Origin of the sequence: Amycolatopsis sp. NPDC024027 (assembly GCF_040638975.1) — a bacterium.
Classification (GTDB): domain Bacteria; phylum Actinomycetota; class Actinomycetes; order Mycobacteriales; family Pseudonocardiaceae; genus Amycolatopsis.
On sequence record NZ_JBEZYY010000008.1, the window covers coordinates 147,419 to 172,465 of the forward strand.

A 25,047-nucleotide genomic window follows, 5' to 3' on the forward strand; every position below is an offset into this window, starting at 1 on the left:
GACCGGAGCCGGGGAAGCTGTGCCACTCTCGGCCGGATGAACGCTCAAGGCTGGCGGTACGAACGAGCCATCCCGACCGTCGACGTCACCGGGGAGCCGATGCGGGTGGTCGTCGGCCTGATCGAGCAGGGCGACCGGCTGGCCGCCGCGCTGCGGGTGGACGACGGCCGGGCGGCGCTGGTGCCGCTGGAGACCGGCGGTGAACTGCTGAAGGCCCTGCGCGAGACGCTGGAGAGCTGGTGGCGTCTCGACGGCCACCGCGACCTGACGTCCGGGCCGCGCGTGGGCCGGTAGCGTCAGCCCGGGCCGGCCGGTGCCCGGCGGACGAGCCCCCGCACCTGCGAGCTGCACAGCACCAACGCCGTCGCGACGACGACCAGGGCCGCGCCGCCGAAGAGCGTCGCCGACCGGCCGGCGTGTTCGGCCAGCGGGCCCGCGGTGACCTGGCCGAGCGGCATCGCGACGAACGAGCCGAGCATGTCGTAGGAGTAGACGCGGGCGAGCTTGTCCGGCGGGATGTTCTCCTGCAGCGACACGTCCCACGCGACGGAGAACTGTTCGAGCGCGACGCCCGAGAGGAACATCGCGGCCAGCAGCGGCAGCAGGTACGGCGTCTGACCCAGGGCCAGCATCGGCAGCGCCGCGGCCATGACCACCGCGACGCCGGTGAAGAGCATCCGCCGCGGTTGCCAGTGGGCGGCGAGGACGCCGCCGAGCAGCGACCCCGCGGTCTGCGTGGCCAGCGCGAACCCCCAGCCGGTGCGGCCGAAGGTGTCGTCGGCGACGAGCGGGCCGATCACCAGCAGCGCACCGGCGGTCACCGCGTTGACGATCATGAACTGCAGCACCACCAGCCACACCCACGCGCGGGCGCGGAACTCCCGCCAGCCTTCGGCGAGCTCGGCGAGCGGACGGCTGCCCGGAACGCGTTCGCCGCGCGGCAGCCGGATCCGCCGGTAAGCCAGCGCGGCGGCGAGGAAGAGCAGCGCGTTCCCGGCGAGCGCCCACCCGGAGCCGGCGAAGGCGACGAGGACGCCGGCCAGGCCGGCTCCGGCGATGCGGCCGGTGTTCGACAGCAGCCGGACCAGGGCGTTCGCCTGGGTGAGCAGTGCGCCGGGCACGGTCGACGGCGTGAGGGCGGCGGCCGCGGGCAGCGAGATGGCCGAGACGGCGCCGTTGACGAACCCGAGCCCGGCCAGCAGCGGGATCGAGGCGAATCCACAGAGGACACTCGCGGCCACGGCGGCCTGGGTGAGAGCGGCGGCGGTTTCGGTGCCCTGCAGGATGACCGACCGCGGCAGCCGGTCGGCCAGCATCCCGCCGAACAGCAGCAGAAGCACGTTGGCGAGCGAACGAGCCCCGACGACGAGCCCGAGATCGACGGCGGACCCGGTGAGATCGACGACGGCGAAGGCGAGCGCGAAGGGAGCAACGGCGTTCCCGAAGTGGGCCAGGCTCCGGCCGGTGACGAGGGCGCGGAACGGAGCTTCCCGCAGCGGGGCGACGAGTGAGGTGGTCACGGGCGCGGCTCTGGCCGGAGAGGACGTGGCCGCCGCCCGACCCCAGGCCGGTGGCGGAAAGGAGCGCTCATCGACGCGGCAGCGGGCCGGCGGGGGACGGGAGCGCTCATCGGCGCTGGGCACCCGGGAGGCACATGGCTTCAGCCAACCATCGCTGTCAACGGCTTAAAGCACGTACGTCGTGCCATCCAAAGGCAGCGAAGCGCCCGCGGCCAGCACCGCGGCGTGCTCGGGCGACGCCGGGTCGAGCGCTGGGTTCGTGTTGTTGACGTGCGTGAACGCCCAGGGCCGCCCGGCCACCCGGGGCAGGATCGCGGTGATCGGCAGGTGCCCCATCGCGAGCTGGTCCGGGCCGCCCACCCCGGCCATCTCGTCCGGCGCGTAGAACGTCCCGTCCAGCAGCACGAGAGAAGCGTCCGCGACGAACTCGTCGAACCCGGCAGGCCAGCTCCGCAGGCACGGCGCGTACACCAGCACACCGCCCGTCGCCGGGTCCGAGATGCGGTAGGCGACCACCCACGGCCCGCCGGAACCGGCCGGGGCGTACTTCGGCCGCTTGTCGCTCACCGGCAGCACCTCGACCCGCAACCCCGGAACGTCCACAACGGACGACCACGTCCAGCCGCCGTAGCCGTCCACGATGGCGCGGAACGGTGACAGCGCGGACAGCGCCGCCGGTGGTGCCCACACCGGGAGCCCGCCCGACTCGCGCAGCATCAGCAGGCCCAGCGAATGGTCGAGTTCGGCGTCCGTCAGCAGCACCCCGCGCAGCGGGATCTCACGCGGCCCCGGCCCGGCCCGCAGCTCCGGCGTCCCGAGGATCTGCGCCCGGATGTCCGGGGAGCAGTTGAGCAGGTACCAGCCGGCGCCGTCCGCGCTGATGGCGACGCAGTCCTGCGAGCGCGGCTCCAGACCCGAAACACAGAGGCGGCACGCGCAGTTCCACTGTGGACATCCGCCGCCCGCCGCGGTGCCCAGCAGGATCACCTTCACCGGCGCATGACCAGGTCGGCCACCGGGGGACGGGACAAGATCAGATCGACCGCGCCGCGTCCGGGCGAGCGCGAGCACACCGGGTCCGTGGCCGCGGCGTCGCCGGTGAGCAGGAACGCCTGGCAGCGGCAGCCGCCGAAGTCGAGGCCGCGGCGGTCGCACGTGCGGCACGGTTCGGTCATCCAGTCCTCGCCGCGGTAGGCGTTGAACGACGACGAGTCGTACCAGATCTCGGCCAGCGGGGTGTCCCGCACCGAGGACAGCGAAAGCGTCGAGATCGCCGACGCCGCCGGGCACGGCAGCACGGTGCCGTCCGGGGCCACCGTCAGCTGCCGCGCACCCCAGCCGTACATGCACGGCTTCGGGTACGGCTCGTGGTAGTCGGCGACGACGTAGACGATTTCCATCGTGCCCCGCAAGCGCGCGATCGCCGCGCGCACCACCGGCTCGGCGGCGGCCAGCTGCGAAGCCGTCGGCATCAGCGCGTCGCGGTTGCGCAACGCCCAGCCGTAGTACTGCGTGTTCGCCAGCTCCAGCCGGTCCGCGCCCATCCGCTCGGCCAGCTCGATGATGCCGGCCAGCTGGTCGTGGTTGCGCCGGTGCAGCACGACGTTCAGCGACAGCGGCAGCCCGGACGCCTTCACCAGCGCACCCGCAAACAGCTTCCGGTCGTGCGCCTTCGCGCCGGCCAGCAGGTCGGCCCGCTCCCGGGTCGCGCCCTGCGCCGACAGCTGGACGTGCGCCAGCCCGCGCTCGACGAGGTCGTCGAGCCGCGAAGCCGTCAGGCCGAGCCCGGACGTCACGAGGTTGACGTAGCAGCCGAGCCCGCTCGCGTGCGACACCAGTGAAGGCAGGTCCGGCCGCAGCAACGGCTCACCGCCGGACATGTGCACCTGCAGCACGCCGAGTTCGCGCGCCTGCGACAGCACCGACATCCAGTCCGCAGTGGACAGTTCGGCGTCACGGGTGGTCAGTTCCACCGGGTTCGAGCAATAAGGACAGTGCAGCGGACAGCGGTGGGTCAGCTCGGCCAGCAGGCCCAGCGGCGGGCTCACGTCCATGCGACGACCCGCCGTTCGCCCAGCCGGGACAACACGGACAGGACGTCCTGGGCGACCACGCCGGAGTACCGACCGGAAAGCGCCGTCGTGATTTCGGTGACGGACCGGGTGCCGTCGCAGAGTTCGAGCACCGCGGCCGCGGTGGCGTTCGGCACCAGGACGCCCTCGGGGAACAGCAGCACGTGCGTCTCCCTCACGTGGTCGAAGGACAGCCGCACGCCGCGGCGCAGCTGCGGGACCGAATCGGCGGTGATCACGCGGCCGCCCGCTCGATCGCGTCGAGCATCGACCACAGGACGTCGCACTTGAACGCCAGCGCGGCGATCGCGCGGTCCTGCTGTTCGCGCGTGACGCAGTGGCGGACCACGATGTCGAGGGTGTCCTTGCCTTCGCCGGCGACCTTGTCGATCCGGTTGGTGAAGTAGGCGAGGTCTTCCCGGTCGATCCACGAATAGTGCGCGAGCATGTCCGCCACCCGTTGCTGCATGAGGTGCCCGGCGAACATCTCGGTCAGTCCCGACGCGACGGCCTCCCACCAGGGTTTCGTCCGCGCGAAGGTCACGTAGGCGTCCACGGCGAAGCGGACGCCGGGAGTGACGTGCCGTTCATCGAGAACCTCGTCGCGGTCCAGGCCGACCGCCGTGCAGAGCCGCAGCCAGCGTTCGATCCCGCCGGTGCCGGCGCTCACACCGTCGTGGTAGACGATCCGGTCGAGCCACTGGCGGCGGATCTCCGGCAGCGGGCAGTTGCTGATGATCGCCGCGTCCTTCCGCGGCAGCACGCACTGGTAGTACCAGCGGTTCGCCGCCCAGATCCGCAGCGCGCGCTCGTCGAGCTCGCCCGCGTGCAGCCGGCGGTGGAACGGGTGCGTTCCCCAGTACCGGCCGGACAGACCGCGCAGGGCGTCGATGAATGCGCTTTCCGTGAGTGGCTCGACCGGCATCCGTCAGTCCGCCATGCGGGCCGCGTAGGCGGTGACCTCCATCGGGGTTTCGTACTCGACGAAGTCGGGGGTCGTCCACTCCTCGGTCATGTCCTGCTCCTCTTTCCGGGGGCTGATCGCCGTCACCCTAAGAGCGCGCGCAGGGACTGACCAGAATTTTCGCCCCGCTTTCGGAAAGATTCCTTCCGATGGGGGAGCCGACGTGTCGGTGAGCGGGCTACCTTACCGCAGCTTCGAGTTCCACCAAGGCCGTGTCGAGGTGTGTCAGGATCCGCTGCAGGTGCGGGACGCTGCGGCGGCAGCCCGTGATACCGAAGTCGAGGTGGTCGCCGTTGCTGGTCAGCGTGATGTTCACGGCCTGGCCGTCGAGCAGCACCGACGCCGGGTAGATGCCGTCGAGCTGGGCACCGTTCCAGTACATCTGCTTGCGCGGGCCGGGCACGTTCGAGATCACCAGGTTGAACGGCGGCCGGGTGTTCTTGACGACGCCCGGGATCGGCGAGACGCCGAGCTGGGCGACGTTGACCGCCGAGAGCAGCAGCGTCTGCAGCGGCGTCAGCTCCGAGAACAGCCGCTTGCCGTTGCGCATCGACTGGTGGATCGTGACGAGCCGCTTGCCCGCGTCCGGCAGGTCGGTGGCCAGGTTGCACAGCAGCGCGCCGATGTTGTTGCCCGCCGCCTCGCCGGGGTCGTTCTGGCGCCGCAGCGACACCGGCACCATCGCGATGAGCGGCGCGTCCGGCAGCGCGCGCTGTTCGATGAGGTAGTCCCGCAGCGCGCCCGAGCACATCGCGAGCACGACGTCGTTGCGCGAAACCCCGGCCGCGGTCGCCACCTGGCGGACGCGGTCCAGCGGCCACTTCTGCGCCGCGAACCGCCGCGCGCCCCCGATCGACACGTTGAACATCGTCTTCGGCGCCTGTCCCGGCAGCGTCAGGGTGTGCTCGCCGAACGCCTCCCGCGCCACCTTCATCGCGGCGGGCGCCAAGCCCGCGAGCTGGTTGGCCGTCTTGCCCGCGGTCTGCAGGAACGACCGCGGGCGCTTCACGCGTTCTTCCCCCGGCTTGCGCCGGCTGCCCCACCACGGCGGGCAATCCATGTCCGCGGGATCGTCCGACAGCGTGCCCTGCAGCTGGCGCAGCGCCGAAACGCCGTCCATCAGCGCGTGGTGGACCTTGGTGTAGACGGCGAACCGGCCGTCGTCGAGCCCCTCGATGAGGTGGGTCTCCCAGAGCGGCCGGTGCCGGTCGAGCAGGGTGCTGTGCCAGCGAGACGTCAGCTCCAGCAGCTCGCGGACGCGGCCCGGCCGCGGCAGCGCCGAGTGCCGGAAGTGGTAGTCGAGCTCGAGCTCGGTGTCGTTCGCCCAAGCCACGTGCCCCATCGTGGTGACCGGCCGGGCCGGGCGGCGCCGGAACACCGAGCGCATGTTGTCCGATTCGAGGAGGTTGGCCCGGACGTCGCGGAGGTAGTCGTCGCCGGCGCCCTCGGGTTTCTTGAACAGCTGCAGACCGCCCACGTGCATCGGATGCTCGCGCGTTTCGACGAGGAGGAACATCGAATCGGTCACGGGCATCATCGCCATGGGACATCACCTTCTCAAGCTCGGCACGCCGACTCTACGCGCTCGGTGGCCGCCGGTGGATCACGTTCTACTCTGGCGGGTATGACCACCCGCGGCGCCGGGGAAACGTCCTTGCCACCGACGGCCGGCTGCGTCGTGATCGGCGGTGGCGTGATCGGCGTCAGCTGCGCGTTCCGGCTCGCCGAAGCCGGAGTGCGCGTGCTGCTCCTCGAGCGCGGCGAGCTGGGCGGCGGCTCGACGGCGAAGGCCGCGGGCGGCATCCGGTCGTCGTTCACCAGCCGCGTCAACGTCGAGCTCGGCCTGCGCGGGCTGGCCGGGTACAGCGCTTTCTCCCGGGACTTCGGCACCGAGATCGACTTCCGCCGCGACGGCTACCTCTACCTCGTCACGGACCCGGCCGACGTGCCCGCGTTCGAACGCTGCGCCGAGCTGCAGCGCGAGTACGGCGTCCGCAGCCACCTGCTCGACCCCGGCGAGGCGAAGAAGGTGCTCCCGCTGGTGGGGACCGACGGCGTCGTGGCCGCCCTCTGGTCACCGGATGACGCCAAGGCGACGCCGGACGCGGTCGTCCAGGGCTACGCGAGAGCGGCCCGCGCACACGGGGCGACGCTGCGGACCGGCGTCGAAGTCACCGGGATCGAGCGCGACGGCGACGAGCTGACCGGCGTGGTCACGACGGCGGGGTTCGTCCGGACCGGCGCGGTGGTGTGCGCGGCCGGCGCGTGGTCGGGCCGGATCGGCGAGCTGGCCGGGCTGGACCTGCCGGTGCGCCCGTTCCGGCGGCAGGTCGTGTTCACCGGACCGGTGCCCGGGCTGCCGGCATCGGTTCCGCTCACCATCGAGATGCCGTCGGCGTTCTACTTCCACCGCGAAGGCCCCGGCCTGGCGATGTCGTTCTCGGAGGACGACGGCGTCCCGGGCTTCGGCACGCGGTACGAGCCGGGCGAGTGGCTGCCGCGGCTGGCCGAGCTGGCCGGCCGCCGGATCCCCGCCGTGCTCGACGCCGGCGTCCGGACGGCCTGGGCCGGGCTGTACGAAATGACGCCGGACCGCAACCAGATCATCGGGGAAAGCGTCCCGCTGTCGCGGTTCTTCTACGCGACCGGCTTCTCGGGCCACGGCTTCCAGATGGGCCCGGCCGCCGGCGAGCTGGTCCGGGACCTCTACCTGCGACGACGGCCGGCGGTGGACATCGCCGAGCTCGACGTCCGCCGGTTCGCCACGGGTGCGGCGAGGGCCGAGCTCAACATCGTCTAGGGGCCGATTGCCAGATCGTTCAACGATCTGGCAGTATCCGGGTCGTGGCTGTGAGTGGTGCTCGGGAGCTGGTGGACGCGCTGGAAGCGCTCGGAACGGAGATCGTCTTCGGCCTTCCGGGGGTGCACAACCTGCCACTGTGGGAGGCGCTCGGTGAAACCCGCATCAAGCTCGTCGGGGTCCGCCACGAACAGACCGCCGGGTACGCCGCCGACGGCTACGCGCGCGCCACCGGCAAGCTCGGCGTCGCGCTGGTCACCACCGGCCCGGGTGCGGCGAACACCCTCGGCGCGGTCGGCGAGGCCATGGCGTCCGCGGCCCCGGTGCTGGTCATCGCCACCGACATCCCCTCGACGCTGCGGCGGCCCGGCGTCGTCCGCGGCGTGCTGCACGAGACCTCCGACCAGCAGGCGATGTTCGCGCCGGTCACCAAGGGCGGCTTCACCGTGCGGGCCGCCGACCAGATCGGCACCACCGTCCACCGCGCCGCCCGGCTCGCGCAGCTGCCGCAGAGCGGCCCGGTCTACCTCGGCGTGCCCACCGACTACCTGCGCGAACAGGTGCCGCACCGCCGTCCGCCCGCGCCGCACCGCAAGCCCGACGTCGACGTCCCCGACCTCGCGCGGGCCGAGGCGATGCTGTCGGACGCGCGGCACCCGCTGATCTGGGCCGGCGGCGGCGCGCTGCGGTCGGGCGCGGGCGACGCGATCGGGGCCCTCGCCGAGAAGCTCGCCGCGCCGGTGATCACCACGTTCGCCGCCCGCGGGCTGCTCCCGCTCGACCACCCGTGCCTGGCGCCGAACCCGGTGCACACCCCGGAGGTCGGCGAGCTGTGGGACGAAGCCGACGTCGTGCTCGCCATCGGCACCGACTTCGACGGCCTGATGACGCAGAACTGGCGGATGCCGAAGCCGCCCCAGCTGATCGCGGTCAACGTCGACGCCGACGACGCCGCCAAGAACTACCAGCCCGAGCTGACGCTCGTCGGGGACGCTCGCTCGATCGTCGAGCGGCTGCTGCCGAAGCAGCGGGCCGGGCTCGACGACATGACGCTGCGGCTGGCCGGGATCGGCCGGCGCGTGCGCCAGCGGATCCGCGACGAGGAACCGCAGGCCTACGACTTGCTGTCCACTTTGGACGAGGTGCTGCCGACGGACGCCGTGCTCGTCTCGGACATGTGCGTCGCCGGGTACTGGGTCGGCGGCTTCCACCGGGTGCGGGCGCCGCGCAAGCTCGCCTACCCGATGGGCTGGGGTACCCTCGGCTACGGCTTCCCGGCGTCGCTCGGCGCCGCCGCGGCCGGCACCGGGCGCGCCATCTGCATCACCGGCGACGGCGGTTTCCTCTACGGCTGCGGCGATCTGGCGACGCTGGCCCAGGAGCAGCTGCCGGTCACCGTCGTCCTGGTCGACGACGGCGGGTACGGGATGCTCCGCTACGACCAGGACCGCGAGGGCCTGCCGCACCGCGGGGTCGACTGGGACAGCCCGGACTTCGTCGGTCTCGCCCGCTCCTTCGGGATCCACGCCGACCGCGTCTCCGGCTTCGGGCGCGCGTTCCGGCGGCTGCTCGGCGAGTTCGTCGAGTCGGACGAGCCGAACGTGCTGGTCGTGAAGGCCAAGCTCAAGCCGCCGCTCAACACGTCGCCGCGGTGGTACCGGACATGAGGATCGGCGTCGACATCGGTGGCACGTTCACCGATCTCTGCGCGGTGGACGAAACCGGGATCGTCGCCGTCGGCAAGGTCCTGACCACGCACGACGAACCGGCCCGGGCGGTCGAGGAGGGCCTGGCCGCGCTGCTGCCGGACCTCGGCGCCGTCGAGCAGGTGGTGCACGGGACGACGCTGGTCACGAACGCGCTGATCGAGCGCACGGGCTCGCGCACCGCGCTGCTGGCCACCGCCGGCTTCCGCGACGTCCTGGAGATGCGCCGCGAGCACCGGTACGAGCTCTACGACCTGCACCTGGAACTGCCCGCGCCGCTCGTGCCGCGGCACCTGCGCTTCGACGTCCCGGAGCGGATCCTCGCCGACGGGTCGGTCCACATCGGACTCGACGAGGAGTGCGTCGCCCGGCTCGGCCGGGAGCTGGCGGACCGCGGGATCGAGGCCGTCGCGGTCTGCTTCCTGCACGCCTTCACGAATCCGGTGCACGAACGCCGGGTGGGCGAGATCCTCGCCCAGGTCGCGCCCTCGCTGCGGGTGGCGCTGTCGTCCGAAGTCGTCCCGGAGATCCGCGAGTTCGAGCGGGCGTCGACGACGGTCGCCAACGTCTACGTGCAGGACCTCACCGAGCGCTACCTGCGCGACCTCGAACAGCGGCTGCGCCGGCTGGGGATCGGCCGCGCGCCGCACATCATGCTGTCCAACGGCGGGCTGGCCACGGTGGACACCGCGGCCCGGCACCCGATCCGCATCCTCGAGTCCGGGCCGGCGGGCGGGGCGCTCGCGGCGGCCGCGGTGGGCCCGGCCGACCTGCTGGCCTTCGACATGGGCGGCACCACGGCGAAGCTGTGCCTGATCGCCGGCGGCACGCCTTTGGTGACGCACCAGTTCGAGGTGGACCGCAAGTACCGGCTGCTGCCCGGCTCCGGGCTGCCGGTGCGGGTGCCGGTCACGGACATGATCGAGATCGGCGTCGGCGGCGGCTCGATCGCCCGGATCGACGCGCTGGGCCTGCTCACCGCCGGCCCCGATTCGGCGGGGTCCGAGCCCGGCCCGGTCTGCTACGGCCGCGGCGGCACCGAGCCCACGGTCACCGACGCCGACCTCGTGCTCGGCTACCTCGACGCGGGCTACTTCCTCGGCGGCGGCATGCGCCTGGACGCCGACGCCGCGAGAGCAGTGCTCCGCGAAAAGATCGCCGATCCGCTCGGCGTGAGCGTCGAAGAGGCCGCCTGGGGCATCCACACGAGCGTCAACGAAGAAATGGCCAACGCCGCGCGGGTGCACGCCGTGGAGCGCGGGCACGACCCGGTGAAGCTGCCGATGTACACCTTCGGCGGGGCCGGCCCGGTGCACGGCGTCGGCGTCGCGCGAGCGCTGGGAGCGCCCTCGGTTGTCGCGCCGCCCGCCGCCGGGGTGCTGAGCGCGGCCGGGTTCCTCACCGCGCCGCTGGCGTTCGACTTCGTGCGGTCGGCGCGCGCGGTCGTCCACGACCTGGCGTGGGAGCAGGTCGACGCGCTGTTCGCCGAGATGGAAGCCGAGGGCGCGGCGCTGCTGGAGAAGTCCGGAGTGGACGAGGTGACGCACCGGCGCATCGCCGAAATGCGCTACGCCGGGCAGGGCTACGAGATCCGCGTTCCGATCCACGACGGGCCATGGCCGGGAACGCTGGTCGACGAGTTCACCCGCACCTACCGCGCGCTCTACCGGCGCACCGGACCCGCGGTGGGCGTCGAGGTGCTGAACTGGCGGGTCGTTTCGAGCGGGCCGAAGCCGGTCGTAGCCCTCCGCCTGGCCTCGTCCGACGCGCCGGGGGAGGCGCGCAAGGGCACGCGCAAGGCGTACTTCTCGCCGGGTGGATTTGTCGACACGGCGGTGTTCGACCGGTACCGGCTGGTGCCGGGAACCCGTGTCGACGGACCGGCCATCGTGGAGGAACGCGAGTCCACTGTGGTCGTCCCGCCCGGTGCGCACTGCGTTGTCCGGGGTGACGGCGCGGTGGAGGTGACAGTGTGACTGTCGACCCCATCCTGGCCGGGTTGTTCGGCAACCGGCTGCACTCGATCCTCGCCGAGCAGCAGAACGCGCTGGTCAACACCGCCTTCTCCGCGGTCGTGCGGGAGTCGTTCGACCTCGCGTGCGCGGTGTTCGACTCGCGCGGCGAGATGATCGGCCAGTCCGTCGGCGGCACGCCGGGGCACATCAACGCGATGGCGACCGGCATGCACCACTTCGTCGCGGCGTACCCGCCGGAGACCCTCGAACCGGGCGATGTGTTGCTCACCAACGACCCGTGGCAGACCGCGGGCCAGCTCAACGACATCACGGTGGCGACCCCGGTGTTCCGGAACGGCCGGCTGGTCGCGTGGTTCGCCTCGTGCTGCCACGCCCCGGACATCGGCGGGCGGCTGGTGTCCGCCGAGGCTCACGAGGTGTTCGAAGAGGGCTTGCGCCTGCCGATCTTGAAGTTCCTGCGCGCGGGCGAGGTCAACGCCGACCTGGAACGGCTGATCCGGGCCAACGTCCGGACGCCGGAAGAGACCATCGGCGACCTGTACGCGCAGGTCACCGGCAACGAGGTAGGCGCGGCCAGCCTGCTGCGGCTGCTGGACGAGCTCGGTCTCGACGGCCTGGACGAAGTCGCCGCCGAGATCATGGACCGCTCGGAGCGGGCGCTGCGCGACGCGCTGCGGGAGCTGCCCGACGGGACGTACACCAACGAGATCGTCACCGACGGCTTCGACGACGAAGAGATCGTCCTGCGCGTCACGGCCACTGTGGACGGTGACGGGATCCACCTCGACTTCGCCGGTTCCTCGCCGCAGAGCCGCCGGGGGATCAACGTGGTTCTGAACTACACGCGGGCTTATGCGTCGTTCGCGGTCAAGGCGGCGATCTCGCCGGAGGTGCCGCACAACGCCGGGTCGTTCCGGCCGGTGCACGTCACCGCGCCCGAAGGCTCGGTGCTGAACTGCCGGCCACCGGCACCGGTCGCGTCCCGGCACCTGATCGGGCACTTCCTGCCGTCGCTGCTGATCGGCGCGCTCCCCAGTGCGGCGGTTACGGCGATCGCGCCGAGCGCGGACGCGCTGTGGATGACCATCTGGCGCGGGCCCGGGTTCATGCTGAACGTCTTCCAGACCGGCGGGATGGGCGCGCGGGCGGACAAGGACGGCCTGTCCACCACGGGGTTCCCGAGCGGCCTGCGGTCGACGCCGACCGAGGTGATCGAAACCATGGCGCCGCTGATCCAGCACACCCGGGCACTGCGCGTGGACTCCGGTGGCGCCGGCCGGTGGCGCGGCGGCCTCGGACAGGTGACCACGATGGGCGCACTCGGCGTGACTTCCTGGGGCGTCAACGGCAACGTCGACCGGGTGCGCGCCGCGGCGTCCGGCGTGGACGGCGGGGAACCCGGCGCTCCCGGCCGGTTCGGCCTGCGCGGCGGGGCGGACCTGCCCGCGAAGAGCCGGGTACCGCTGGCGGCGGAGTCCGTCGTGGACGTCACGCTGCCGGGCGGCGGTGGGTACGGGCCGCCGTCCGCGCGGCCGGTGGCGGCGGTGTTCGCCGACGTCGTCGAGGGGTACGTCTCGGTGGCCGCGGCGCGCGAGGTGTACGGCGTCGAAGTGCGTTACCTCGGGGACCCGGACGCGCTCGTCCGGCTGCCCGAGGACTACGCGGTGGACGAAGAGCAGACAGCACGACTGAGAGCGGGGCAGTGAACATGGGTCGGTTGGCCGGCAAGGTCGCGGTGGTCTTCGGCGGTGCGCGGGGCATCGGACTCGCCACGGTGAAGGAGTTCCTCGCCGAAGGCGCGACCGTCTTCGCTTCCGACATCCGCGAGCCCGCGGAAGCGCTCGACGGCTACCGCCACGCCATGGTGGACGCCACCGACGAGGCCGCCGTGACGGCGTTCGTCGACGGGGTGATCGCCGAGGCCGGCCGCATCGACGTGCTGTTCAACAACGTCGGCATCCACCTCGGGAAGTCCCTTGTGGACACCACGCTGGCCGAGTTCGACCACGTCTTCGCGCTCAACGTGCGGGCCGCCTTCCTCGGCACCCGCGCGGTGCTGCCGCACATGATCGAACGAAAGGCCGGCAGCATCATCACGACGTCGTCGAACGGCGGCGTGATGGGCCGCCCCGGCGACCCGGTGTACAACGCCACCAAGCACGCGCTGGTCGGGCTCACGAAGTCCCTCGCCGTCGCCCACGCGCACCAGGGCATCCGGGCCAACACGGTGAACCCCGGCGCGATCGACACCGACATGCTGCGCAGCACGCTCAACTCGCCCGATGAGTTCGAGGCCAAGCAGCACCAGCTGGTCGCGAGCACGCCCGCGGCGCGGGTCGGCGAGGCCTGGGAGGTCGCGAAGGCCGTGGTCTTCCTGGCGAGCGACGAGTCCCGGTTCGTCAACGGCGTCGTGCTGCCGATCGACGGCGCGAAGGCCGCGGGGGCGATGCCGGGCAACCGGTACAGCCTCGACTTCGAACTCGGCGTCAGGTAGTGCCGTGACCGTCGATGCCTCGGGATTGGAGAGTGCGCGGCACCGGCTCGAGCGCAGCGGCACGGCCGAGCGGGTCGCCGCCATCCTGCGCCAGTACATCACCGACGGCGTCTTCGCCCCCGGTGAACGGCTGTCCGAGCCGGTGATCAGCTCGGCGCTCGGCGTCTCACGCAACACGCTGCGCGAATCGTTCCAGCTGCTCGCCCACGAGCGCCTGGCGGTGCACGAGCTGAACCGCGGCGTGTTCGTGCGCGAGCTGACGACGGAGGACATCGAGGACCTCTACGTCGTGCGCCGCACGACCGAATGCGGGGCCCTGCGCCGGGCGGCCGAGCTGTCCACAGTGGATCTTTCGGTGGTCGAGCAGGCGCTCCGGGACGGCCGGACGGCGGCGGCGGCCGAGGACTGGCCGTCGGTCGGCACCGCCAGCATCCACTTCCACCAGGCCCTCGCGGACCTGGCGGGCAGCGAGCGCCTGTCCGCGACGATGCGCCAGGTGCTCGCCGAGACGCGGTTGTTCTTCGTGCTCAACGAGAACACGCGCGAGTTCTACGAGCCGTTCCTGGACTGCCACGAGCAGATCCTGCGCGACCTGCGCCGCGGCCGGTTCGACGCCGCCGAGGCCGCGCTGGACCGCTACCTGCGGGACGCCGAAGCCCGGCTGCTCGAGCTCAGCGCCCCGGTGCCGGAAACCGGGAACACCACGCTGAACGAGTAGGGCCGGCGGACGGTGACGAGGTGGTACCGCCCGTCGGCGCCGGCCGCCCAGCTGTGCCAGGCGATCGTGCGGAAGACGGAACACGCGCGGTAGCCGGCGGCGGGCGGCCCGGCGGCGCGGGTCGTGGCGGCCGGTGCCGAGGCGAGCAGCACGGCGGCCACGGTGACGACGATCCCCGCACGTCGGAAGCACACCACCCCACTCAACCCCGGGACAAGGCCCGGCCGGAAAGGATTCGAGCCGGTTCAAATCCACCGTCCCGGCTGCTACCGTCGGTGAAGTGTTCAAGCTGCGGGTCGATGCCGAGACGGTGGCCAGGACACGGTTTTCCCCGTCGCTGGCGGCGGAGTCCCTCGCCTGGCTGAAGCTGGCCGCCGACGCGGGGCGGCACCCGGTGTTCGGCGATCCCGGCCCGCTCGCCCGCGCGGCGCTGTCCCACCCGGACGTCGCCCTGCTCCTGGACCTGCTGCCGCGGCCCGGCGAGGTCTACACCCCGGACCTGCTCACCCCGCAGCCCGGCACGGCGACCCGGCACCGGGACCTGCTCGAGGAGCAGATCGCGCGGATCGAGGCGACCACGCAGGACGAGGTCGAGGCCCAGGTGCTGGCCCACACGCAGGTCCACTGGGCCCGGCCGGTGCCGGTCGCGGCCCGGCGGAGCGTGGAGTCGGGGACGCTGCCGCGCCGGCTGGCCAACGGCCTCGCCCGGTTCTGGCGGGACGCGCTGGCCGAAGACTGGGCCGGCCTGCACGCGGTCCTCGACCGGGACATCACCCACCGCGCGCGGGCCATCGCCCGGCACGGCGTCGGCGGGGTGCTCGGCGGCCTGCACCCCACCATCGGCTGGGCCGGCGACACCATCACGGTCGTGAAGCCGTTCGACGGCGAGGCCGACGTCTCCGGCCGGGAGCTGGTCCTCGCGCCGGGCGTGCTCAGCTGGCCCGTCATCAGCATCCAGATCGACGTCCCCGGCCAGGTCGTCCTCCGCTACCCGGCCCACGGGGTCGGCACGGGCACCGGCCACCGGCCGGGCCGGATCGCGCCGGTCGTCGGCGCGGCCCGGGCGGCGCTGCTGGCCGACCTCGAACCCGCGCGGTCGACCGCCGAGCTCGCCACCCGGACCGGGTACAGCCCGGGCACCGTCTCCTACCACCTGAGCGCGTTGCACCGGGCGGGCCTGGTCAGCAAGGTCCGGGACGGGCGGTACGTGCTCTACCGGCGGACCGCCCAGGCCGGCACGCTGCTCGAAGGGGACGTGTCCGGGTAGAAAGGGGGCCCGACCCCGAGCCCGAGGAGGAGCCGTCGATGCCCCCTGCTGTCCGCCCGCTGGACGGGATCAAGGTCGTCGACCTCTCCCGCATCCTCGCCGGGCCGTACTGCACCCAGTACCTCGGCGAGATGGGCGCGGCCGTGGTGAAGGTCGAGCCGCCGGGCCACGGCGACGACACCCGCGGCTGGGGGCCGCCGTTCGTCGGCGACGAGGCCGTCTACTACCTGGCGGCGAACCGGAACAAGCGCGGGATCGTGCTCGACCTCAAGAGCGGCCGCGGCCGCGAAGCCCTCCGGCGGCTGGTCGCGGACGCCGACGTCCTGGTCGAGAACTTCCGCCCGGGGACGCTCGAGAAGTGGGGCATCGGGTACGACGAGCTGTCTTCGCTGAACCCGCGGCTGATCCACGTGTCGATCACCGGGTTCGGGCAGACCGGCCCGTACCGCGACCGCGCGGGGTACGACCTGGTGGCGCAGGCCCTCGGCGGCGTGATGTCGCTGACCGGCGAGCCGGACGGCGCGCCGGCGAAGGTCGGGCTGCCGGTGGCGGACCTGAACGCGGGGACGTGGGCGATCATCGGCGTGCTGATGGCGCTGCAGGCCCGGCACACGACCGGCCGCGGCCAGTACCTCGACGTGTCCCTTTTGGACAGTCAGCTGGCCTGGCACGTGTATGCCGCGGGCGCGGTGTTCTACGACGCGCCACGGCCGCGCCGGATGGGCTCGGCGCACCCGAGCATCGTCCCGTACCAGGGGTACCACGTCGCCGACGGCTGGCTGATCATCGCGGTGGGCAGCGAAAAGCTGTGGCACGCGTTCTGCGGGGTGCTCGGCCTGGACATCGCTTCCGATCCGCGGTTCTCCTCGAACGCTCTTCGTTCTGCGCACCGCGACGAGCTCAACGCGCTGCTGGAACCGGTGCTCCTGACCCGCCCGGCGGCCGAGTGGATGACGGCGTTCGACGCGGCGGGCATCCCGGCGGCCCCGGTCAACGAGATCGACGACGTCTACGCGGACCCGTGGGCGGCCGCGCGCGAGCAGGTGGTCCGGCTGCCGCACCCGACGGTGGGGACCTACGTGGGCACGGGCTTCCCGGTCAAGGCGTCGGACACCCCGGCCCGGCCGACGTCCGCCCCGCCGACCCTGGGGCAGCACACCGCGGAAGTGCTGGCCGAGCTCGGGTACTCGCCGGACGAGATCGCGGAGTTCCTGGACTGATGGTAGGGATGGGGCAGGACTGAGGAGGACCGATGTCAGCACAGCACGCCCTGTGGCACCCGTTCGCCGACATGGGCGCGGTCGACGGCGACCGGATGGTCATCACCCGCGGCGAGGGCTCGTACGTCTGGGACGACGCGGGCCGCCGGTACTTCGACGCGACGGCGTCGCTCTGGTACGCGAACTTCGGCCACGGCCGCCCGGAGATCACCGAAGCCGTCTCCCGCCAGCTGGGGGAGCTCGACTCGTGGAACCTGTTCGGCTACAACGCGAACCGGCCGGCGATCGAGCTGGCGGACCGCGTCGCGGCCCTGGCGCCGGAGCAGGGTTCTAAGGTGTTCTTCGGCTCGGGCGGCGGCGACGTCATCGACACGGCGGTGAAGCTCGCGCGGGCGTACTTCGCCCAGACGGGGCGGCCGGAGAAGGTGCACGTGATCGGCCGGGCCCAGGGCTACCACGGAACGCACGGATTCGGCACGGCCGTGGGCGGAATCCCGGCGAACGCGGCCGGCGTCGGCCCGCAGCCACCGGAGTTTTCGCACGTCCCCTACGACGACGCGGCGGCACTGGAGGCGGAGATCCAGCGGGTCGGCGCGGCCCGCGTGGCGGCGTTCTTCTGCGAACCGGTGATCGGCGCGGGCGGCGTGCTGCTCCCGCCGGAGGGTTATCTCGAGGAGGTGGCGGCGATCTGCCGCCGGCACGAGGTGCTGTTCGTGGCGGACTGCGTGATCGCGGCCTGGGGCCGGCTCGGCACGTGGTTCGGGATCGATCGCTGGCCGGTGCGGCCGGACCTGATCACGACGGCGAAGGGCATCACGGGCGGAACGATCCCGCTGGGCGCGTTGGTGGTGTCCCCGCGGGTGGCCGAGCCGTTCTTCACGGGTGAGCCCGGAGCCCCGATCTTCCGCCACGGCCCGACGTACGCGGGCCACCCGGTGGCCTGCGCGGCCGGGTTGGCGACGTTGGACATCTACGAGCGCGACGGGCTGATCCCCCGCGGTCGCGAGCTGGAGAAACCCCTGGCCGACGCGGTGTCGGGGGTCAGCGGGCACTCGCTGGTGGCGGAGGTCCGGGCCGGACTGGGTTTCCTGGCTGCGGTGGAGCTGACGGCGGAGGTGCTGGATGCGGACCCGGGAGCCCCGGTGAAGCTGCAGCGAGCGTGCCGGGACGAGGGCGTGATCGTGCGGAACCTGGGGCGTGGCGTGGCTGTCTCGCCGCCCTTGGTGGCGGCCGAGCCGGAGCTGGACATCGTGGCGACGGCCCTGCCGAAGGCGCTAAACCGCCTGGCGGCGCAGGTGTGACGTCATGAATGACTCATTCCTGGCGTCGGATGTCAGGAATGAGTCATTCATGACGCTTGTGCCGGCGACGTCCCCCCAGCCCGCCGCCGACCTAGCCTCATCCCGGCCCCCGGCCCCCGGCCCCCGGCCCCCGGCCCCCGGCCCCCGGCCCCCGGCCCGGTCAGGAGATGCAGAATTCGTTCCCCTCCGGGTCCGCCATCGTCACCCAGCTGTGCGGCCCCTGCCGCCCCCGCCACAGGTACTCCGCGCCGCGCGACTTCAGCTTCTCCAGGGTCGCCTCGACGTTCTCCGCGCCCACCCACACGTCCATGTGGACCCGGTTCTTCACCGTCTTCGCCTCGGGAGCCTCCTGGAACAGGATCCGCCGCGGTGGTCCCTCCGGTGGCGAGTCCGGGTGGCGGATCCCGGCTCCCGATCGCCACACCAGCGAACCGCGGTAAGTCCGGGTGTCCTCCTCATTGGCGTACTTCTTCGCGATCATCTCGCGGATGAAGTCCTCGTCCGTCGGTTCCACGGACCAGCCGAGGGTCTCGGCCCACCACTCGGCGAGCACGTGCGGGTCGGCCGAATCCACCACTACCTGGAAGTCATGCGCCATACCGGCACATTAACGACCGAGTCCGACATTTTCCGGAGCATCGGGTCCTCGGGCACGACCGTGAAGCGCCACTTGTCCACGCCGCCGCCCATGATTTCGGCGTACCGGCGGGCACCGTCGGCGTTGGCGAACCGCACCTGCTGGCCGTTCGTCAGGTGGGTGATCTTGACCGCCACGACTACCTCCCGAGTTTGTGGGCCGGCCCGCGGAGCTTCCCCCTCCGGGACCGGCAGGCACAGTAGAACACATGTTCGACCGGCCGCGCCACTCTCTCCCCCAAGTAGGGGAGAACGCAAAGAAACCGCAGGTCAGAGCGGTCGAATCATCGCGACGCGCGGCCAGGCGTCCAGGCCGCGGGCCGCTTCCGCGCGGCGGATCGAGCGCAGCCCGGCACCGATTTCCGCCTCCGGCACGACCCGGAACCGCAGCCTCTCGTAGTACGGCGCGTTCCACGGCACGGTTTCGAACGTCGTCAGCGTCAGCGCCGTCAGCCCGCGCGAACGAGCCCACCCGGCGAGCGTCTCGATCAGCTCGTTGCCCAGCCCGCGCCGCGCGTGCGACGGCCGGACCGAGACCTGCTCGATGTGCGCGCCCCCGTCGACGACCTCCGCGACCAGGTAGGCCACCGGCCGGTCGTCGTCGTCCACGCTCACCCACGCGCGGCCGGCGGACTGGTACACCGCCAGCTCGGCCACCGTGCCGGGGTCGTCGTCGGCGATCGCCGCCATGCCGACCTCGCGGAAGAGCCCACCGGCCTCGCGCTCGACGTCGATGAGTGCGGACAGGTCGTCGGGACGCGCGAGCCGGATCACCCGGGCAGTTCTACGCGCCCGCGCGGAATTCTCACAGCGAATAAGACGCGATCGCCCGCTGGATCCGGATCGCGTACTCCTGCATGGCGGTGATCGCCGTCTGCCGGGTTTCCTCGCCGATCCGGGCGGCGGGCCCGGCCATGCTCAGCACGGTGGGTCGCCTGCCGATCGTCTGTACCGGCACCGAACAGGCCCAGACGCCTTCGTCCAGCTCGCCGGAGCTGACCGCGTACCGGTTTTCCAGCGCCTGCTTCAGTTCGTCGCGCACGGCTGTGCCGCGTTGCTCGACGATCGACGCCCACCGCCGGTCGCGCTCGATCTCCGGCAGCAGCGCGAGCAGCATCTTGCCGGACGCGCCGACGCCCAGCGGCAGCGAATGGCCCGGCTCGAACGTGAACCGCATGGCGCGGTCGCACTCGACGCGGTCCGCGCACACGGCGGAGTCGCCGAACCGCTGGAACAGCATCACCGTCTCGCCGAGCTCCTGGGCCGCGGTTTCCATGGCCGGCCGTGCCAGCCGCACCATGTCGTTCGCCAGCTGCGCGGCCCGCGCCAGCGGCATCACCTGGCTGGTCAGGTGGTAGTGCCCGGCCCGGCCCTCTTCGAGCAGCTGGAGTTCCTTGAGCAGGGCCACGTACCGGTAGGTCGTCGCCACCGGGGTGCCGATCGTCGCGGCCAGCTCGGCGACGCTCGCCTCCGACCGGCGCTCCGAAAAGGCCAGCAGCAGCTGGAGGACCTTGCGGGAACTGCTGGCACCGGGGGTGCGTCGGGGGGAAGGAGTGGTGGCGGAACCGTCGACGGTACTGACGGCAGGCGTCATCGTGACCTCTCGGTGAGACAAAAACGACCTTCGCTATCACACGGGGTGAATAAATTAGCACGTAGTGTGAAAGGAAGGCCAGCAATGGCCCCGGAAAAGGGGCCATCGCCGGCGTGCCGGGTCACATCGTGAGGAACTCGCCCGGTTTCGTCACCACGGGTGACTCGACGTAGAGCCCGCGGTACTCGTCCTGAATGCCGGAGTTGTGCACTTGCAGCGCCAGTGGGCCGACGCGCCCGGCGGTCTTGTCGGTGAACCGCAGCACTTCGACGCCTTTGCAGGCGACGGCGGTGCCGGTGAGCGGGCAGCACGCCATCCGCGCCACCCCGGTGGCGGCGTCGCCGATCAGCTCGCACTGCGCCCACTTCTTGATGTCGATCGTCGTGTGCGGCAGCTGCTTGAACAGTTTCCCGCCGCCGTCGTTGTGCCCCGGCCGGTAGTCCCAGTGCCCGCCGTTCGGCGGCTGGAACTGGATGGCGCTCAGCGCGTCGCGGATCGGGTCGGTGGTGCCCCAGATCAGCACCGTCGGTTTGTGGTTGCCCTTGACCTGCCGGACATTGAATATCCACCGAAACGTGCCGACCTGCTGTTTGTTGTAGTACAACCAGCCGCGCGCGGTGCCATTGCCGTGGATGACCCCGTTTTTCGCCGACCAGAGACCCGTTTTGGACGAAGTCCACGGGCCGAGGTCCGTGCCGTCGAACATCGAGACCAGATTCGGGTCGCCGTAGGGGTTTTCCGCGACGGTGGCGGCGGTGGCGGCCGGTGCCGCGAACGACGTCACCAAGATCCCCGCGGCCAGCACACCGAAGAGCTTCCGGAACATTCCTGCCGTCCTCTCGTGAACGCGGATCGAGGGTTCGGACGGCGGATTTTCACGTTAGGAGCCCCGCGGGTGGACCGTCAACCGCGGTCCCGGTCACCGGTGAGGAACGGCGTCAACAGGCCGGGGAGGGCCCGGTCGGCCAGCGCCAGCGCGTCCGCCTCGCCGATGTCGAGCACCGGGTACTTGCCCTTGCCCGCGGCGACCGGCGCGATCAGCGTGACCAGCCCGGCCCGGCGCTGGAAGTACGAGCGCTCGAGGACGATCCCGGTCAGCCCGTCGCAGCGGACCGCCGCCGTGCCGCGGTCCAGCGAGCCCGACCGCGTCACCAGGTAGCGGCCGGTGAAGGCGTGGCCGAGGCCGCGGTAGCGGTCCCAGCCGACGAGCGCGGCGAACGGCACCAGCACGAGCGCGCCCTGCCACGGCCAGTCCGGCAGCGCACCGAGCCACGCCAGGCCGTAGAGCGCCGCGGCGAGCAGCAGCACGCCGAGGACCGCCCGCGAAAGCCGCCGGTACAACGCCCGGCGCGGGTGCCGCACCAGCGCCGTCGCGGCCGGGTCCTCGCCCAGCACCTCGGCCACGACCTCGTGCGCCCGCGCCAGCGGCGCCGGCGGCAGCAGCAGGCTCCCGCCCTTGTCCGCGCTCTTGCCTTCCCGCAGGCCGGCGGCGATGGCGACGCAGCGGGCACCGCCGGCCAGCCGCAGCGGCAGCGGCTCCCGGATTTCGGCGCCCCGCAAGCGGTCCTCTTCGATCGACACCGACCGCGTCGTGATCAGCCCGCGCCGGACGTGCAGCGTGCCGGCGGGCTCGCGGGTGAGCCGGAAGTTCCAGAACGACAGCACGTACCCGCCGATCGACAGCAGCGAGACGAGCACCAGCAGCCCGGCCGCGGCGAGCACCAGGCTCAGCCACACCGGGGTGTCGGCGAAGTGCCCGACGACCGTCTGGACCAGCGAAAACTCGACCGGGTCGAAGTGCAGTTCGTGCGCGAAGTGGTAGACGGTGCCGACGGCCGCGCCGACCACGGCCAGCCCGGACAGCGTGAACGGCGCGTACCGCAGCCACCGCTTGTCGACGGCGGCGATCAGCTGCTCCGGCGGCGCGGCGGCCTCCGTCGCCTCGGCCTTCCGGTGCAGCAGGAGCGTCCGCAGCCGCTGGGCCTCGGCGATGGTGACGGCGTCGAGGACGAGCTCGTCCTTGTGCCTGCTCCCGTTCGAGTGCCGCCCGGTCCCGATCCGCGCGGCGGCCAGCGAGAACAGCCGGTGCTTCGGCTCGGAGGTGACGTCGACCGTGCGGATCCGGTCGCGCGGGATGGCCCGCTGCTTGCGCAGCAGCAGCCCGGTGTGCCACTCGACCTGCGACGCGGTGATCCGGTAGCGCGAGGTCAGCACGTGCGAGACGCCGGTGAACACGGTGATCGCGGTGAAGGTGAGGCCGACCCACTGCCACGATTCGCCGTGCCCGAACAGCAGTGCGCCCAGCAGCACCGGCAGCGACTTCACCACGTCCAGCACGGGCCGGATGAGTAGCATGCGCCGGTCGAGGCGATGCCACGGCGCGTCCTGCGTGCCTTCGGCCGGCGGGGTGAGGGCGGGTTCGGTGCTCTCCGCCGCTTCCGTGGGGGTCACGTCGCGTCCCCGCGCACGGCCTGGGTGGTCTTCGTCAGTTCGTCGGCCAGCACGAGCGCGCGGTCGTGGGCCAGGCCCGTGATGCGCAGCGGGCCCGCCGCGGACGCTGTCGTCACGGTGATCTTCGCCAGCCCGAACAGCTGCTCGAACGGGTCGCGCTCGATGTCGACGGTCTGGATCCGCGAGACCGGCGCGATCCGCCACTCCTGCTTCAGCCAGCCGGACTGCGTGTAGACGGCCTCACCGGTGACCTCCCAGCGGTGCACGCGGTAGCGCCACTGGGGCATCACGATCAGGTGCAGCGGGCCGAGGACGCAGGAGACCACCAGCGTCACGGTCAGGAACGACGGCGCGTCGTCGCTGGTCACGACGATGAGCGTCTGCACGCCGATCAGGATGATCCACAGGATCGAGGCGGTCACCGTCCAGTAGCCGATGGCCCGGGGGCTGACCCGGTGCGCCGGCGGCCGCAGCCCGGGCGCCGTGTTCGTCGTGTGTTCGCTCACCGCTCAAGCGTGCCTGATCGGGGCCTTGCGTGCCCACGACACTTGTCACGATGGCGATCCGAACCGGCGTCGATCGCATGGCGTTACGATCAGCGACACCGTCGGCGGAATGGAATCCCTCGCGGGGTGTGTTGTGCTTGACGGACAGATGTATGGAGAGCAGGAGGATCCGGTGGGACTCGATCCCGACGACCTGTACGAGGTGGACTCGGACGTCCCCGACCTGACCGGGGCGGTGCTGCTGCACCACTTCGAAGGGTTCATGGACGCCGGCTCGGCGGGCCGTCTGCTGGCCGAGCACCTGCTGGGCGGCGAGCACCGGGTGATCGCCCGCTTCGACGTCGACCGGCTCATCGACTACCGCTCGCGGCGGCCGGCGATGACCTTCGCGGTGGACCACTGGGAGGACTACGACGCCCCCGAGCTGGTGGTGCACCTGCTGCACGACACCGACGGCATCCCGTTCCTGCTGCTGTCCGGCCCGGAGCCGGACCACGACTGGGAGCGGTTCAGCGCGGCGGTCCGGAACCTCGTCGAGCGCTGGGGCGTCCGGCTGACCGCCGGCTTCCACGGCATCCCGATGGGCGCGCCGCACACCCGCCCGCTCGGCGTCACCGCGCACGCCACCCGCAAGGACCTGGTCGGCGACAACCAGCCGCTGCCGAACCGGCTGCAGGTACCGGGCAGCCTCGCCGCGCTGCTGGAGTACCGGCTCGGCGAGTGGGGCCACGACGCGATGGGATTCGCCGCGCACGTGCCGCACTACCTCGCCCAGTCGACGTACCCGGCGGCGTCGCTGATCGTGCTCGACGCGCTGAGCCGGGCGACCGGGCTGAGCCTGCCCGAGGGCGAGCTGCGCGCGGCCGCGGACCTGGCCGACGCCGAGATCAACCGGCAGGTCGCCGAGTCCGACGAGGTCGCCGACGTCGTCCGCGCCCTGGAGCGCCAGTACGACACGTTCATCGAGGCCTCCGACCGGGGCAGCCTGCTCGCGGAGTCGGTCGAGCACATGCCGACGGCCGAGGAGCTCGGCTCGCAGTTCGAGCGGTTCCTCGCCGAGCAGAACGGCGGCGACGGACCCGAGCGCTGATGACCCGCTACGACGAGATCGGCGTCGGCTACGCGCGGGGGCGGCGGACCGACCCGCGCTGGCTCACGCCGGTGCTGTCCGCGCTGGGCCCGGCGGCTTCGGTGCTGGACGTCGGTTCGGGGACGGGCTCGTACGAGCCGCCTTCGCGGCACGTCGTCGCGGTCGAGCCGTCGGCGGAGATGATCCGGCAACGTCGTCCCGGGGCGGCGCCGGTGGTGCGGGCGGTCGCGGAGGCGCTGCCGTTCGGGTCTTCGGCGTTCGACGCCACGCTGGCGGTGCTGACCGTGCACCACTGGCCCGACTGGCGGCGGGGCCTCGCCGAGCTGCGCCGGGTCTCGCGCCGTCAGGTGGTCTTGGCGTACGACACGGCGCTGCACAGCGACTTCTGGTTCGTGCGGGAGTACGTGCCGGAGGTGGCTTCGCTCGAGCGTTCGCGTCCTTCGGCGCCGGAGATCGCGGAGTTCCTCGGGGCGGCTTCGGTGCGGCCGTTGCCGGTGCCCTGGGACTTCACGGATGGCGTGTTCCCGGCGTACTGGCGCCGGCCGGAGGCCTACCTGGATCCGGGAGTGCGCCAGTCGTGCTCGGCTTTGGCCCAGACCGACCCGGCGGCGGTTTCGCGGGGGGTTGCCCGGCTTCGGGCAGATCTGGAGTCGGGGCGGTGGCACGCCGACCACGCGGAGCTGCTGGACCTGCCGGAGTGGGACGCGGGCTTCCGGCTCATCGTGGCCTAGC

General features: G+C 72.1%; 27 protein-coding genes. 12 read left to right on the forward strand and 15 right to left on the reverse strand.

Going from position 1 to position 25,047, the window contains the following annotated elements; all coding sequences use genetic code 11:
* The first annotated feature begins 36 nt into the window (after positions 1–36).
* Positions 37–294 (forward strand): hypothetical protein, encoded by a 258-nt coding sequence (locus tag AB0F52_RS21565; RefSeq protein ID WP_360173592.1) that lies wholly within the window; start codon positions 37–39, stop codon positions 292–294.
* A 2-nt stretch (positions 295–296) separates the two neighbouring features.
* Here the strand turns inward: AB0F52_RS21565 and AB0F52_RS21570 are convergent, their stop codons facing one another.
* The 7 genes from AB0F52_RS21570 to AB0F52_RS21600 form a co-directional block, all read right to left on the reverse strand.
* Positions 297–1,520, reverse strand: coding sequence for an MFS transporter (locus AB0F52_RS21570; protein ID WP_360173595.1), 1,224 nt, complete (start codon positions 1,518–1,520; stop codon positions 297–299).
* A gap of 165 nt (positions 1,521–1,685) precedes the next feature.
* Positions 1,686–2,513 carry a pyrroloquinoline quinone biosynthesis protein PqqB gene (gene pqqB / locus AB0F52_RS21575; RefSeq protein ID WP_360173598.1) on the reverse strand — a complete coding sequence of 276 codons (828 nt, stop codon included), beginning with the start codon at positions 2,511–2,513 and terminating at the stop codon, positions 1,686–1,688.
* The gene (gene pqqE / locus AB0F52_RS21580) at positions 2,510–3,574 is read right to left on the reverse strand and encodes a pyrroloquinoline quinone biosynthesis protein PqqE (RefSeq protein WP_360173601.1); all 1,065 of its coding nucleotides are present in this window, start codon (positions 3,572–3,574) and stop codon (positions 2,510–2,512) included. Before pqqE ends, pqqB begins: the two co-directional genes overlap by 4 nt.
* Positions 3,565–3,831, reverse strand: a complete 267-nt coding sequence (pqqD, locus tag AB0F52_RS21585) for a pyrroloquinoline quinone biosynthesis peptide chaperone PqqD (protein WP_360173604.1) — start codon at positions 3,829–3,831, stop codon at positions 3,565–3,567. The genes pqqE and pqqD overlap by 10 nt, the downstream gene beginning before the upstream one ends.
* A complete protein-coding gene (gene pqqC / locus AB0F52_RS21590) occupies positions 3,828–4,517 on the reverse strand; it encodes a pyrroloquinoline-quinone synthase PqqC (RefSeq protein ID WP_360173607.1) in 690 nt (229 codons plus the stop codon). The genes pqqD and pqqC overlap by 4 nt, the downstream gene beginning before the upstream one ends.
* A 3-nt stretch (positions 4,518–4,520) precedes the next feature.
* Positions 4,521–4,607, reverse strand: a complete 87-nt coding sequence (pqqA, locus tag AB0F52_RS21595) for a pyrroloquinoline quinone precursor peptide PqqA (protein ID WP_043776987.1) — start codon at positions 4,605–4,607, stop codon at positions 4,521–4,523.
* Positions 4,608–4,734: 127 nt separating this feature from the next.
* On the reverse strand, positions 4,735–6,099 hold the full coding sequence (locus AB0F52_RS21600; RefSeq protein ID WP_360173610.1) for a wax ester/triacylglycerol synthase family O-acyltransferase: 1,365 nt from the start codon (positions 6,097–6,099) through the stop codon (positions 4,735–4,737).
* 81 nt (positions 6,100–6,180) lie between these two features.
* Here AB0F52_RS21600 and AB0F52_RS21605 point away from each other — a divergent pair, with 81 nt between their 5' ends.
* The 6 genes from AB0F52_RS21605 to AB0F52_RS21630 are packed head-to-tail and all read left to right on the forward strand — an operon-like array spanning position 6,181 to position 14,250.
* The gene (locus tag AB0F52_RS21605; RefSeq protein ID WP_360173613.1) at positions 6,181–7,356 is read left to right on the forward strand and encodes an FAD-binding oxidoreductase; all 1,176 of its coding nucleotides are present in this window, start codon (positions 6,181–6,183) and stop codon (positions 7,354–7,356) included.
* 44 nt (positions 7,357–7,400) lie between these two features.
* Positions 7,401–9,023, forward strand: a complete 1,623-nt coding sequence (locus tag AB0F52_RS21610; protein ID WP_360173616.1) for a thiamine pyrophosphate-binding protein — start codon at positions 7,401–7,403, stop codon at positions 9,021–9,023.
* The gene (locus tag AB0F52_RS21615; protein WP_360173619.1) at positions 9,020–11,038 is read left to right on the forward strand and encodes a hydantoinase/oxoprolinase family protein; all 2,019 of its coding nucleotides are present in this window, start codon (positions 9,020–9,022) and stop codon (positions 11,036–11,038) included. The genes AB0F52_RS21610 and AB0F52_RS21615 overlap by 4 nt, the downstream gene beginning before the upstream one ends.
* Entirely contained in the window at positions 11,035–12,744 is a 1,710-nt protein-coding gene (locus AB0F52_RS21620; RefSeq protein ID WP_360173622.1) for a hydantoinase B/oxoprolinase family protein, read from the forward strand. The genes AB0F52_RS21615 and AB0F52_RS21620 overlap by 4 nt, the downstream gene beginning before the upstream one ends.
* A 2-nt stretch (positions 12,745–12,746) precedes the next feature.
* Entirely contained in the window at positions 12,747–13,532 is a 786-nt protein-coding gene (locus AB0F52_RS21625) for an SDR family oxidoreductase (RefSeq protein ID WP_360173625.1), read from the forward strand.
* 4 nt (positions 13,533–13,536) lie between these two features.
* Positions 13,537–14,250 (forward strand): GntR family transcriptional regulator, encoded by a 714-nt coding sequence (locus AB0F52_RS21630; protein WP_360173628.1) that lies wholly within the window; start codon positions 13,537–13,539, stop codon positions 14,248–14,250.
* Here the strand turns inward: AB0F52_RS21630 and AB0F52_RS21635 are convergent.
* The gene (locus AB0F52_RS21635; RefSeq protein ID WP_360173631.1) at positions 14,169–14,444 is read right to left on the reverse strand and encodes a hypothetical protein; all 276 of its coding nucleotides are present in this window, start codon (positions 14,442–14,444) and stop codon (positions 14,169–14,171) included. The genes AB0F52_RS21630 and AB0F52_RS21635 overlap by 82 nt on opposite strands.
* 86 nt (positions 14,445–14,530) lie before the next feature.
* Between AB0F52_RS21635 and AB0F52_RS21640 the strand changes: the two genes are divergently transcribed.
* Genes AB0F52_RS21640 through AB0F52_RS21650 form a run of 3 tightly spaced genes read left to right on the forward strand, consistent with a single transcriptional unit; the run spans position 14,531 to position 18,038 of the window.
* Positions 14,531–15,517: a helix-turn-helix domain-containing protein gene (locus tag AB0F52_RS21640; RefSeq protein WP_360173634.1), complete on the forward strand. Its 987-nt coding sequence runs from the start codon at positions 14,531–14,533 to the stop codon at positions 15,515–15,517.
* A gap of 38 nt (positions 15,518–15,555) precedes the next feature.
* On the forward strand, positions 15,556–16,737 hold the full coding sequence (locus tag AB0F52_RS21645) for a CoA transferase (protein WP_360173637.1): 1,182 nt from the start codon (positions 15,556–15,558) through the stop codon (positions 16,735–16,737).
* 32 nt (positions 16,738–16,769) lie between these two features.
* The gene (locus tag AB0F52_RS21650) at positions 16,770–18,038 is read left to right on the forward strand and encodes an aspartate aminotransferase family protein (protein ID WP_360173640.1); all 1,269 of its coding nucleotides are present in this window, start codon (positions 16,770–16,772) and stop codon (positions 18,036–18,038) included.
* A gap of 160 nt (positions 18,039–18,198) precedes the next feature.
* On the opposite strand, the gene AB0F52_RS21655 is transcribed toward AB0F52_RS21650, so the two are convergent.
* From AB0F52_RS21655 to AB0F52_RS21685, 7 genes are all read right to left on the reverse strand, one after another.
* Positions 18,199–18,615 carry a VOC family protein gene (locus tag AB0F52_RS21655; RefSeq protein ID WP_360174018.1) on the reverse strand — a complete coding sequence of 139 codons (417 nt, stop codon included), beginning with the start codon at positions 18,613–18,615 and terminating at the stop codon, positions 18,199–18,201.
* Positions 18,615–18,812 carry a hypothetical protein gene (locus AB0F52_RS21660; protein WP_004561810.1) on the reverse strand — a complete coding sequence of 66 codons (198 nt, stop codon included), beginning with the start codon at positions 18,810–18,812 and terminating at the stop codon, positions 18,615–18,617. Before AB0F52_RS21660 ends, AB0F52_RS21655 begins: the two co-directional genes overlap by 1 nt.
* Before the next feature lie 132 nt (positions 18,813–18,944).
* Positions 18,945–19,448 (reverse strand): GNAT family N-acetyltransferase, encoded by a 504-nt coding sequence (locus AB0F52_RS21665; RefSeq protein WP_360173644.1) that lies wholly within the window; start codon positions 19,446–19,448, stop codon positions 18,945–18,947.
* Between the two features lie 31 nt (positions 19,449–19,479).
* Positions 19,480–20,268, reverse strand: a complete 789-nt coding sequence (locus AB0F52_RS21670; protein ID WP_360173647.1) for an IclR family transcriptional regulator — start codon at positions 20,266–20,268, stop codon at positions 19,480–19,482.
* A 121-nt stretch (positions 20,269–20,389) separates the two neighbouring features.
* The gene (locus AB0F52_RS21675) at positions 20,390–21,094 is read right to left on the reverse strand and encodes a family 16 glycoside hydrolase (protein WP_360173650.1); all 705 of its coding nucleotides are present in this window, start codon (positions 21,092–21,094) and stop codon (positions 20,390–20,392) included.
* Between the two features lie 77 nt (positions 21,095–21,171).
* A complete protein-coding gene (locus AB0F52_RS21680) occupies positions 21,172–22,719 on the reverse strand; it encodes a PH domain-containing protein (RefSeq protein ID WP_360173653.1) in 1,548 nt (515 codons plus the stop codon).
* Positions 22,716–23,225 (reverse strand): PH domain-containing protein, encoded by a 510-nt coding sequence (locus tag AB0F52_RS21685; RefSeq protein ID WP_360173656.1) that lies wholly within the window; start codon positions 23,223–23,225, stop codon positions 22,716–22,718. Before AB0F52_RS21685 ends, AB0F52_RS21680 begins: the two co-directional genes overlap by 4 nt.
* 172 nt (positions 23,226–23,397) lie before the next feature.
* Here AB0F52_RS21685 and AB0F52_RS21690 point away from each other — a divergent pair, with 172 nt between their 5' ends.
* Together AB0F52_RS21690 and AB0F52_RS21695 are read left to right on the forward strand one after the other, a co-directional pair.
* Positions 23,398–24,315, forward strand: a complete 918-nt coding sequence (locus AB0F52_RS21690; RefSeq protein ID WP_360173659.1) for a PAC2 family protein — start codon at positions 23,398–23,400, stop codon at positions 24,313–24,315.
* On the forward strand, positions 24,315–25,046 hold the full coding sequence (locus tag AB0F52_RS21695; protein WP_360173662.1) for a class I SAM-dependent methyltransferase: 732 nt from the start codon (positions 24,315–24,317) through the stop codon (positions 25,044–25,046). The genes AB0F52_RS21690 and AB0F52_RS21695 overlap by 1 nt, the downstream gene beginning before the upstream one ends.
* Position 25,047: the final 1 nt, after the last annotated feature.